Source organism: Parabacteroides sp. D25, assembly GCF_000307475.1.
GTDB classification, from domain to species: Bacteria; Bacteroidota; Bacteroidia; order Bacteroidales; family Tannerellaceae; genus Parabacteroides; species Parabacteroides distasonis.
Map to the genome: position 1 here is coordinate 152,999 of NZ_JH976508.1, position 11,931 is coordinate 164,929.

An 11,931-nucleotide genomic window follows, 5' to 3' on the forward strand; every position below is an offset into this window, starting at 1 on the left:
TGAAATTATGAAAAGACTATTATTGTTTACCATTTGCTTGTTGTGCGCCAGTTCTGTATATGCTATTGATATTTCACGGTTAGAACCTGCTTGCTGGTGGGTAGGGATGAAAAATCCGGAATTACAGATTATGGTATATGGCAAGAATATCGCAAGCTCTCAAGTTTATATTGATTATCCGGGGGTAAGAGTCAAGGAAATTGTTGGAGTCGAGAACCCTAATTACTTGTTCCTTTATTTGGATATCTCCAGAGATGCCTCTCCCGGTACAATGAATTTGATATTTCAAAAAGGGAAAGAGAAAGAAATCCGGGCCTTTGAGTTAAAGGAAAGAAATAAAAAGGTTGGAGCTGCTGGATTTTCACCTGCGGATGTGATGTACTTGATTACTCCAGATCGTTTTGCAAATGCGGATCCATCTAATGACAATCTAGATGATGTGAAAATAGATCGTTCGAGAGGGGGAGCTCGCCATGGAGGTGATTTACGTGGTATTATTAATAAATTGGATTATATCCGTGATTTAGGCTTTACGACAATTTGGTTAAATCCTGTATTGGAAAATAGGATGCCGGGAGGTTCTTATCACGGATACGCTATTACTGATTTTTATCAGGTAGATCCTCGTTTTGGAACGAATGAAGAATATTGTGAATTGATAGATAAGGCCCACGAAAAAGGAATGAAAGTCGTGATGGATATGATTTTTAATCATTGCGGAAGCTCTCATTGGTGGTTAAAAGATTTTCCTTCCTCGGATTGGCTGAATAATCAAGACAACTTTGTTCAAACAAATCATTTTAAATGGACTCTTATGGATGTTCACGCTCCTCAGTCGGAGAGAGAGATCTTGGTAAATGGTTGGTTTGGTAGAGGTATGCCAGATTTAAATCAGAAAAATAGGCACTTAGCCCGATATTTGATTCAAAATAGCATTTGGTGGATTGAATACTCACGGATTGATGGTATCCGTCAAGATACACATCCATATGCAGATTATGATTTTATGGCAACTTGGTGTAAGGAGGTGGAAAATGAATATCCGGATTTCAATATTGTGGGAGAAGCTTGGTATCCAAGAGGGACTGCTTCGGCTTGGTGGCAAAGAGATTCTAAAATGAATGAATCTAATAGTAACTTAAAGACAGTGATGGATTTTGATTTGACCTTTACTTGCCAAAAAGCGTTTGGAGATGCATGTTCTAGCCGTGAAGGATTCGAAGCAGGGTTATTTAAAATTTATGAAGTTATCGCACAGGATTTTTTATTCCCAGATCCTAATAATGTACTAGTCTTTTTGGATAATCATGATTTAGGACGCTTTATGCAGAAAGGAGAATCTGATTTAAGAAGGTATAAACAGGCTATTGCTTTTTTATTAACAACTCGAGGGATTCCTCAGATTTATTATGGGACAGAGATTTTAATGTCTGGGACAAAAGCAGAAGGAGATGGTATTATCCGCACTGATTTTCCCGGAGGTTGGGCAGGAGATCCAAAAGATGCTTTCACTCCTGAGGGACGTACGGATTTGCAGAATCAAGCTTGGGATTATATGAGAAAATTATTGAATTGGAGACAGCGATGTGATGCTGTTAAAGAAGGTAAGTTGATTCATTATACTCCTGATAAATCGGGTTGTTACGTATATGCTAGGGTAAAGGATAATAAAACGGTACTTGTTTTAATGAATGGAACAGATCAAAACCAGACATTAGATATGAATCGTTTTCATGAAGTCGTAAAAGATTATAGATCTGGGAAAGATATTATAACAGATACGATCGTTGCGATAGACACGGCGGTTCATATTCCGGCTCGTGGTGTTTATATTTTAGAACTTGTCTAACTTTAAATTTAATATGTCATGAGATGTAAAAGTATTAGTGAATTTATTATGTGCTTTATGCTTTCTTTGTTTTCATTGACAGCGTTTGCGCAAATCAAGATCACAGGAACTGCTTCTGATGCGGAGACAGGAGAGCCTTTATCTTTTATCACCATACAGATTAAAGGTACCACTGCGGGTACTACTTCCGATATGGATGGAAATTATTCAATTGAGGTACCTAATAGAGATGCCATTTTAGTGTATTCTTATATTGGTTATCGTTCCCAAGAGATAAAGGTCGGAAATCAGACTCATATTAATGTTCGTCTATCGGAAGATGTGGAGACATTAGATGAAGTGGTCGTTGTTGGCTATGGAGTTCAGAATAAGAGAGATGTGACAGGATCGATCGCTAAAATTGGAAGTGAGGAACTAATGTCTGTTCCAACAAGCTCTTTCGATGCCGCTTTACAAGGGCGTGCCGCTGGTGTACAAGTAACCCAAACATCGTGTTTGGCTGGCTCTGGTGCAGCCATTCGAGTGAGAGGTATCGCTTCTATTACCGCTGGAGGTGATCCATTGATTGTTGTTGATGGAATACCCATCATGCAAAATGCCGGAGATCGAGTGGGTGCAGCACAAGATAATCCAATGTCATCTATAAATGCGAATGATATTGAAAGTATTGATATATTGAAAGATGCCTCGGCAACGGCTATTTATGGATCCAGAGGTGCGAACGGTGTTGTCTTAATAACAACTAAACGTGGTAAATCAGGAAAACCTCAAATAAATTTTAGTTCTAAAGTTGCATTTTCAACAACTAATAGGAAAGTTGATATGTTGGAAACTAAAGATTATCTGGATATTTATAAAGAAGCATTGGAAAATGATTATAAGTTTAATCCCTCTGGTGCGACATATCCTTCTACTGTATCATCATATCCCGGTGGTTATTCAGAAGAACAAGCTTTATTAAATAATACGGATTGGCAAGATCTTATTACGAGAACAGGAATTTCTACCTACAATGATTTATCGGTATCGTAGGGTAATAAGAAAATACAGACTTATTTAGGGGTTTCTAATGTAGAAGAGAATTCATATTTGGTGAATGATCATTTCGGAAGGACGAGCGTACGCCTTAATATTGATTATAAGCCTATAAACATTTTAAAAATAGGTGGAAATTTTAGTTTCTCTCACACGGATCATCGACCCACTCCTTCAAGTTGGGATGGTGGTTGGGGACGTGCCATAAGTACGGCTTTGCCTTATTTCCCAGCCTATAATTCGGATGGTAGTTATTATGTTTTTCCTAAATCAACAAATCCGGTGACGGAGGCAAATGAGAAAAGACGTAGAATATTTACCCAACGTACAATGGCAAGTTTATATGCTGACTTACAGATAATCAAAGGATTGTCATTGCGGCTAGAAGGTAATATAGATTATCGAGATAATGAGTCTAATTATTTACGAACGAAAGAATTATCAACAAAACCGAATAGTAATGTGACAAATCGTTATGAGACAAATTGGAATGCGAAAGCACTCTTGAATTATAGCTTGTCGATTAATGAAAAACATCGTTTTCATTTCTTGTTGGGAACAGAAGCATTGAAATCTACACGAGTATCGAATTATACGAATGTCGTATTTGAGCAAGGAAAAGAAGATTGGTTATTTAATAATCCGGCTTATGATGAAACGAATAAGACTTTTACGAGCTATCCTAATCAAGATTTCTCATTTATATCCTTTTTCGGACGTATAAATTATACATTTAAAGACCGTTATATGTTCACTGGTACTTTCCGTAGAGATGGTTCGTCACGATTTGGGGAGAATAATAAATTTGGTAATTTCCCTGCGGCTTCTATTGGTTGGATGATCACGGAAGAGGACTTTTTAAAAGATAACGAGGTTGTAAGCTTGTTGAAATTGAAAACAGGTTTTGGTATTACTGGTAATGCGGAAATCCCTAACTATGCGCAATGGGGGGCAGTTAGCGTGAATACGAATCAATTGTATGTAGGGGATAATTATTGGTATATCAATTCTTTGAAAAACCCAGATTTGAAGTGGGAAACAACCTCTACTTTTGATGTAGGTTTGGAGTATGGTTTCTTAAAAAATCGGATTTCAGGTGAAATCGGATTTTATAATAAGAATTCCAAAGATCTATTTTTGAATGTAAGTGTTCCAGCATCTGTGGGATATACGGCATTCTTGGCAAATATCGGAAAAGTCAGAAATACGGGTGTGGAGTTTAATATTAAATCCGTGAATATTACAAATAGAGATTTTACATGGACTACTGATTTTAATATCAGCTATAATAAGAATAAGGTTTTGGATGTTGGTAATGCAGGACCAGACGCATTAAGTGGAGAAGGTGATACACGTGTGTTAGTAGGACAGCCTATTGGCGTAAACTATTTGGTTAAGGTTCTACGTGTTGATCCTCAGGATGGTATGCCTGTTTATGAAATGCTTGATGAGAATAAGAAACCGGTTGGTGAAACTAAAGAATATAATGCGGATAGAGATCGTCAGCCTGTAGGCCATCCTTATTCCGATTTTGTAGGAGGTTTGAATAATACGTTTACATATAAGAACTGGGATTTCGGTTTTATGTTTACATTCCAAATAGGCGGCAATATTTATGACGATGGTGAGAAATTTCAGATGAATAATGTTGGCACTTGGAATCTGAAAAGTAATGTTCTTGATAGATGGCAGAAACCTGGTGATGTGACAGATGTACCTCGGGTAAGTTTAGGAAAAAGTGGCATTGAACTGGCGAGAAATACAACTGAATATCTACATGATGCGGGATTCTTACGTTTAAAAAATGTAAATGTGGGTTATACTTTCAAAGGTATTAGAATCAAGAAGTTTAATATAAGGGATATTCGATTATATGCTCAAGCAACTAATTTATTGACTTTATTTAGTGAATACTATAATAAATATAGTGGTGAGCCTGAGATTATGCGTGATGTCGATTCAGCTCAGAAGAGGAATTTGAGTTTGAATGTGACTTATTTAACACCTCCTCAAGCTCGTACATATACTATCGGATTAAGTGTTAACTTTTAAATGAATAAGATTATGAAAGTAAAATATATAGCAGTAATATTACTCAGTACCCAATTAGTCTATACGGCATGTGATGACATGGGATTTCTACAAATAAAACCAGATAGTTTAGAACTGACAGATGATCGTATTAAGACGGTAGATGATTTGGAGAATTTATTGTTGGGTGCTTATAATGGAATACGTTCTTCGGGCTTTTGGGGAGGCCGGACGTTGCGTGGTTTTGATGTGATCGCAGATGATGGTGTGGCAGATGTGGCTACTTTTGAATGGGTTCAGATGAGTGCTCATACAATGAATTTGGTAAATGCGGTTGGACGTGATACCTGGACCGCGACATATAATGCCATAAATATGGCGAATCAAGTTGCGTTTAGCGATTTAGGGGAAAGTATCTTGGCGAGTGATCCTCAGAAAGAAGCTCAATTTAAGGCTGAGGCATCTTTTATTCGTGCATTAGGATATTTTCATTTAGTAAGAGCCTTTGGCCCTCCTTATGCAGAGGAGACTAAGGATATCGCAGAGATGGGAGTTCCCCTTCGTTTAAGGGGGGTGATGGATCGTGCTACTGCATTTGAGGTCGTACAACGTTCAACGGTCTCTGAGGTTTATTCTCAAATAATCTCAGATTTGGAATATGCGATCGAAAACTTACCTGGAGAGAATAAAGTAGAGTCTGGTAGAGCGACCGTTGATGGCGCAAAAGCGTTATTGGCAAAAGTCTATTTTTATAAACATGATTTTGGGAATGCGGCTAAATATGCGGAACAAGTTATTAATACTCAGAAGTATGATCTTGATGAGGATTTGACTGCTAAATTCGGTAGAGCGGAAAAAAAGACTGTTACGCAAGAAATTGTAGCGATGATACCTTCTGCGTCATTGATTGAGGATTCTTGGGGTGGTTTAAGAGATTATCGTACGAATGGATTGGCTTTACCCACAAGCAGGCCGTCTAATGAGTTGATTGCTGCTTATGACCAACAAAATGATAATCGTTTTAAAACGTTTTTTAAAAATATAGACGGTTCATGGTATACTCTGAAGTTTGATTATGAGTATATGGATGGTATTATTATTGGATATAATGAGTTGTTACTACTTTATGCCGAGTCTTTAGCTAAATCGAATGGAAATATGAATCAAGCTTTGAATGCTTTGCAAAAAATAGAAAAAAGGGCTTATGGCAAAGCTAATACTACAACTACTGATAGGGCTTCTTTTATTAAAGCAGTACAGAAGGAACGTCGTTTGGAAATAGCTTTACAAGGTGAGAGATTATTTGAATTGAAGCGTATCAAACAGTCGGTTCGTGGTGAAGCTTGGGATTCTCATAAAGTGATGTTTCAGATTCCGGATGTTGAGCAGAATGGTAATCCTGATGTTAATATGAATTAACTTGGCTGTTTAAAAAGGGTGAGTTTGGCTCACCCTTTATTTGCTTTTACATCTAAATAATTATAGCTATGATTAGAAAAATAATAATATTTACTTCATTTCTGTTATTTGTACTTGGGACAGTGGCTGCTCAAACGATAAATAAGGTAGAGCCGTTGTTTTGGTGGGCAGGAATGAGAAATCCAGAATTACAGTTGATGGTATATGGGGATCATATTTCTGAATATCATCCTGTTATAAATGAACCTGGTGTTTATTTAAAAAGTTGTGTAACGGTAGATAGTCCCAATTATTTAATATTATATTTAGATTTATCACAAGCTCATTCTGGAACATTTGATATAACTTTTGTGAATGGGGAAAAGAAGTTCGTATATGCTTACGAGCTGAAAGAGCGCAAGGAGAGTACAGATGATATACAAGGATATGATTCTTCGGATGTGTTGTATTTAATTATGCCGGACCGTTTTGCTAATGGTGACCAATCGAATGATCAGATTTCTATGTCAACGGAATATGTGATGGATCGTAGTAAGCCTGGGGCTCGACATGGAGGTGATTTGAAGGGGATCGAAGATCATTTGGATTATTTTGTGGACCTTGGGGTAACAGCTATATGGTTAAATCCCGTGTTGGAGAATGATGGGAAAGGAGGTTCTTATCATGGCTATTTCTCAACGGATATGTTTCATGTGGATAGGCGTCTAGGATCAAATGAAGATTACCTTCGATTGATAAATAAAGCGCATCAAAAGGGATTACGGGTTGTTATGGATATGATTTTTAATCATATTGGAGCAAATCATCCTTGGGTGCTAGATGTGCCATCTAAGGATTGGTTTAATGTAAGTCCTTCTAAAAGGGGGAATCATGCTAAGGCTATTTTCTATGACAATTATGCATCAACTTATGATTCTGAAGTAATGAAATATGCAGGATTTGGAATAGATTTGAATCAAGCAAATCCTCATGTTGGTAAATATCTTATTCAGAATTCTATATGGTGGATTGAGTATGCTCGGATTGATGCGATTAGGCAAGATACATATCCATATTCCGATTTTGATATGATGCGTGAGTGGAATATCCAAATCATGAATGAATATCCTCAGTTTAATATAGTTGGTGAGATTTGGACTAATTATACGATTGGTACGGCTTGGTGGCAAAAAGGGTGTAAACTTAATTTTGGAAAAGATACGGAACTGAAGTCTGTGATGGATTTTACTCTGATGAGTATTGCAAGTGATATCTTTAATGACAAGTCTTCACCGGAAGGGCGATTAGATAAAATCTATGATCATTTGTGTTATGATTTCGTGTATCCAGATATTAAAAATGTTTTGCGTTTTTTAGATAATCACGATACTGATAGGTTTTTACGTTCGGAGCCTAAAGACTTAGATGGTTATAAACAAGGGGTTGCCTTTTTATTAACAATCCCTGGCACTCCTCAATTATATTATGGACATGAATTGTTAATGTCTGGGACGAAAAGTCGCCCGGGTGGGGATGGGAATATACGTTTAGATGTTCCAGGAGGGTGGCCTGGAGATTCTCAGAATTGGTTTACGAGGGAAGGACGTTCCGACCTACAGAATAAGGCTTGGGATTATTTACAGACTTTATTGAAGTGGAGGAAGGGCAATAAGATCATTTCTGAAGGTAATATGAAACATTATATGCCACAATTAGGAGTGTATGTATATGAGCGTTATCTAGAGGGTAAAAGTGTCATGGTCATTATTAATGGAGCTAATCATGAAGTTGATCTTCCACTTGCCCGTTATAAGGAATCTTTAAAAGAGGGAATAGAAGGAAAGGATATAATAACGAAACGAACGATCTTATTTAAGGACAGCTTGAAGCTGGCATCTAAAGAGGTATTGGTCGTTGAGATGAATTAAGAGATTATGAAAATAAACAGACGACAATTCGTAAGAAACTTAGGATTGGGCACAGCCTCGTTGAGTATGGGAAGTTTGATATCGACTTCTTCTTGTGCCCCTTCTGGGGATTCCCGTGATAAAAGAGGGAAAGTGAGTGATGACGATCAATTCCTATTTATCGGTGACGATATCGCCATCGCCCAGACAGAGTATGGGAAGGTGCAGGGATATCTGCTGAATCATGTATATACGTTCTTGGGAGTTCCTTATGGGGCTGATACGTCGGGAAAAAATCGCTTTATGCCTCCCCAAAAGCCAGAGCCGTGGACAGATGTGAGACCGGCGGTTTTTTATGGGAATACGGCGCCGCAACGTATGGAGAACCGGTGGCCCAATAATTACGGAACTTTTGCCGATCATTGGAACTACTGGGATGTGAGTGAGGATTGCTTATATTTAAATGTATGGACACCGGGCATTGCGGATGGTAAGAAACGTCCCGTATTGGTGTGGCTGCATGGCGGTGGTTTTACAAATGGTAGTGGGATCGAGCAGGATGGATATCATGGAGAGAATATAAGCCGGGAAGGAGATATCGTATTCTGTTCCATTAATCATCGGTTGGGGCCGATTGGCTTCTCTGACTTATCTGGTGTTGGTGGAGAAGCGTATAAGGATTCCGGAAACGTGGGGATGTTAGATATTATTGCCGCCTTGCGATGGGTTCATGATAATATCGCCAATTTCGGTGGAGATCCCGGGAACGTAACGGTTATGGGACAATCCGGAGGAGGTTCTAAGGTCTGTACAGTAGCCGCTATGCCGGCGGCAAAAGGTTTGATCCATAGAGCCGTGGCTTTAAGTGGATCTACGGTAGGAGCTTCCGATCAGGTGATGACCCGGAAGGTGGGAGAATATATTTTGAGAGAAGCGGGGCTGACTGCTTCCCAACTGGATAAATTGCAAAGAATACCTTGGCGGGAATATTTGGATATAGCGGATAGGGCTTGTAAAAAGTGCTGGGAAGATCAAGGGATTAGCATGAGACGGACTTTTGGCCCTGTTGCTGATGACCGGAATATTCCGGCCGGTGTATTCTACTCCGGTGAGAGCCATTTGGAGTCTCCTGTCGTCCCGATGATATTCTGTACGACTTTCCATGAATGGAACCCGAACAGGGCGGATGCGGCCTTGGAAAAAATCACTCAAGACGGTGTGATCGAGAAACTGAGAAGTCAATATGGTGATAAAGCGGAATCGATCGTGAAGGCTTTCGCCAAGAATTTCCCGGATAAGACTCCGATGGAGCTTTGGGCGATGATTTTGTCTTCCCGTCAACGAGTGGTTGAGGCGGCTAACGCAAAATTAAAGCAAGGCCAGCCTGTGTATGTAGCTTGGTTTGGCTGGTGTCCGCCCTTGTTTAATAACCGTATGCGTGCGTTCCATTGCTCGGATATCTGTTTCTGGTTTAAAAATACGGATCGGATGTTTACTCATACGGGTGGAGGTAAGGTACCTCGTGCGTTGTCAGATAAGATGTCTGGCGCTTTGTTGAATTTCATGCGGACAGGAGATCCGAACGGAGGAGAGTTACCCGTTTGGCCGAAATACACGGAAGAAAATGGAGAGGTGATGATCTTGAATAATACGTGTGAGGCTCGGAATGATCCGGACCGGGAGGCCCGTAAATCTTTGGAGGTTTAATTTAAAACGAGAGTGTTATGCTTGAGAAAAAGATTTCAAGACGTAATATGCTTCGGACTACCGGTCTGGCGGTTTTGGGCAGTACGTTCGCAGGCTTGGCTTCTTGCGCTCCGAAGAAAAAAGAGGAGCCATCACCCGAAGCATCCTCTTCGAAACGTCCTTTCCGTGTCTGTCTCAATGTCTCTACGATAGCGGGTTATAAACTTCCTGTTCAAAAACAGATTGACTTATGTGCCGAGGCTGGTTTTGAGGGAATTGAGTTATGGACCCGTGATGTGGATGCGTTCGTAAAGCAAGGGGGAACTTATGAGACACTCAGGCGTCAGCTGGAAGGTTCCGGACTTTTATTGGAGAATATGATCGGTTTTGCCTCGTGGTTTGCCGATGATCCTTCGAAACGGAAGGAAGGGCTAAACCAAATGCGGCATGATATGGAGATGGTAGCGGGATTGGGCGGTAAATTTATCGCCGCTCCTGCTCAAGGAGTTACTCAACTGGATCGTACACGGTTGCCGGAGTATTCCGAACGCTATCGGGCGATACTGGATTTAGGGGATGAGATGGGTGTCACTCCGATATTGGAACTATGGGGAGCCGGGGTTCTGAATCAATTATCGGATACCATGGCGATAGCGATCGCCTCCGGGCATTCGCGGGCTTCTGTCTTATTGGATTTCTACCATTTGTACAGAGGAGGAAATAGTTTTGATAGTTTACGCTTGATAAATGGTAAGATCCTTCCGGTTTTTCATATCAACGATTATCCGGAGTTGCCTCCTCGTACGGAGTTGAGAGATTCGGATCGGGTGTTTCCGGGAGATGGTATTTGCCCGTTTAATAAGGTACTTCCTTTGCTATACGATTCCGGTTTCCGGGGTGGGTTATCCGTAGAGCTTTTTAATAAGGGATATTGGGAAACCATGGATGTAAAGGAGGTCTTAAAGAAGAGTTTTGAGAAAACCACACAGGTAATCAATAGTTCGATGGGATAAAAGTTTGTTGGGATTTAGGAAAGGGACTGCTTCGAGGTGTTTTACCTTCGAGGCGGTCCCTTCTGTTTTTATAGTATCTTCTCTTAAAAATCAATTATTTTATAATCCGCTGTGATATAAAATGTAGTATATTTGCGTACTCTGTTTTGGGGTACGCAAAAGCTTTGTTCACCAGAATGAATAGGCATTATCCTAAATAAACCGTTGTTTTGCGGAGAGGTCTAGGGGTTGTTATCATCGGGAAAGCCGATAATAAAAGATATACATTATAATGAACTTACTTCTGAGATATGTGGGTCATGGTATAACTATAAGTTTGTTAGTATTTATAATGCTGGCGTTTCATTTGTCTGCGTTAGCACGGACAAGTGAAAAACGTGTGCTCCGGGTTGCCTTTCCGCAGGTGGTAGGCATGAGTTGGACGGCGGAGGACGGTAGTCGTCATGGTATGCTCGTAGACTATCTCAATGAGATTGCCAAATATACCGGTTGGGAATACGAGTATATTGATACGAACGGGCAAGCCATGTTAAATGAATTTATCGCAGGTCAGTATGAATTGATGGGTGGAAACTATTATATACCCGGTTTAGAGAAATATTATGCTTATCCGGATTATAATATGGGATATAGCTGTTCCTTGTTGCTTGCTCGTTCTGATGATCGTACTATCCATAGTTATGATTTGGAGAGTATGAACGGGAAAACCATAGGTGTATATGAGAATGCTAAAGAAAATATTCGCCGCCTCAAGGAGTTTTTGGCTATCAATGGATTAGACTGTAAATTACGATATTACTTCCTCAAAATCAACGTGATATATCTATCAGCGACTTGCGTACATGTGTTGCAAATATAACGCAAACCCGAAAATAAGCATCCATAAGCAACCACAGCTCTTGCTTGCAAAATTACGATTTTTATTCATAAATAAAGAGATGTAAACGCATAAAAATCAAAAGAAAGCGATGTTTTTAACAGATTCTTCGGTTTTATCCTTACCTTTGTGTAT

At 39.6% G+C, this 11,931-nt stretch carries 8 protein-coding genes; all 8 read left to right on the top strand.

The annotated features are described in order from the left end of the window. Nucleotides 1-7 precede the first annotated feature (7 nt). The 8 genes from HMPREF0999_RS19305 to HMPREF0999_RS19335 all read left to right on the top strand — a co-directional run bounded on the left by HMPREF0999_RS19305 (nt 8) and on the right by HMPREF0999_RS19335 (nt 11,778). The gene (locus HMPREF0999_RS19305) at nt 8-1,849 is read left to right on the top strand and encodes a glycoside hydrolase family 13 protein (RefSeq protein WP_005864189.1); all 1,842 of its coding nucleotides are present in this window, start codon (nt 8-10) and stop codon (nt 1,847-1,849) included. An 18-nt stretch (nt 1,850-1,867) separates the two neighbouring features. After that, entirely contained in the window at nt 1,868-2,881 is a 1,014-nt protein-coding gene (locus HMPREF0999_RS23025; protein ID WP_009276687.1) for a carboxypeptidase-like regulatory domain-containing protein, read from the top strand. Between the two features lie 12 nt (nt 2,882-2,893). Beyond that, nucleotides 2,894-4,936 (top strand): SusC/RagA family TonB-linked outer membrane protein, encoded by a 2,043-nt coding sequence (locus HMPREF0999_RS19310; protein ID WP_083865960.1) that lies wholly within the window; start codon nt 2,894-2,896, stop codon nt 4,934-4,936. 12 nt (nt 4,937-4,948) lie between these two features. Continuing rightward, nucleotides 4,949-6,334 (top strand): RagB/SusD family nutrient uptake outer membrane protein, encoded by a 1,386-nt coding sequence (locus HMPREF0999_RS19315; RefSeq protein WP_009276689.1) that lies wholly within the window; start codon nt 4,949-4,951, stop codon nt 6,332-6,334. A 68-nt stretch (nt 6,335-6,402) separates the two neighbouring features. After that, nucleotides 6,403-8,241 (top strand): glycoside hydrolase family 13 protein, encoded by a 1,839-nt coding sequence (locus HMPREF0999_RS19320; RefSeq protein WP_005864194.1) that lies wholly within the window; start codon nt 6,403-6,405, stop codon nt 8,239-8,241. Between the two features lie 6 nt (nt 8,242-8,247). Continuing rightward, nucleotides 8,248-9,927, top strand: a complete 1,680-nt coding sequence (locus tag HMPREF0999_RS19325) for a carboxylesterase/lipase family protein (protein WP_009276690.1) — start codon at nt 8,248-8,250, stop codon at nt 9,925-9,927. Between the two features lie 17 nt (nt 9,928-9,944). Continuing rightward, nucleotides 9,945-10,919, top strand: a complete 975-nt coding sequence (locus HMPREF0999_RS19330) for a sugar phosphate isomerase/epimerase family protein (protein WP_008781089.1) — start codon at nt 9,945-9,947, stop codon at nt 10,917-10,919. Between the two features lie 316 nt (nt 10,920-11,235). Next, complete coding sequence (locus HMPREF0999_RS19335) at nt 11,236-11,778, top strand: substrate-binding periplasmic protein (RefSeq protein WP_232306321.1); 543 nt, start codon at nt 11,236-11,238, stop codon at nt 11,776-11,778. Nucleotides 11,779-11,931: the final 153 nt, after the last annotated feature.

Excerpts from the sequence above, each read along its gene's own strand:
- HMPREF0999_RS19305 (WP_005864189.1), top strand. The coding sequence starts at position 8 with ATGAAAAGACTATTATTGTTTACCATTTGCTTGTTGTGCGCCAGTTCT.
- HMPREF0999_RS23025 (WP_009276687.1), top strand. The coding sequence starts at position 1,868 with ATGAGATGTAAAAGTATTAGTGAATTTATTATGTGCTTTATGCTTTCT.
- HMPREF0999_RS19315 (WP_009276689.1), top strand. The coding sequence starts at position 4,949 with ATGAAAGTAAAATATATAGCAGTAATATTACTCAGTACCCAATTAGTC.
- HMPREF0999_RS19320 (WP_005864194.1), top strand. The coding sequence starts at position 6,403 with ATGATTAGAAAAATAATAATATTTACTTCATTTCTGTTATTTGTACTT.
- HMPREF0999_RS19325 (WP_009276690.1), top strand. The coding sequence starts at position 8,248 with ATGAAAATAAACAGACGACAATTCGTAAGAAACTTAGGATTGGGCACA.
- HMPREF0999_RS19330 (WP_008781089.1), top strand. The coding sequence starts at position 9,945 with ATGCTTGAGAAAAAGATTTCAAGACGTAATATGCTTCGGACTACCGGT.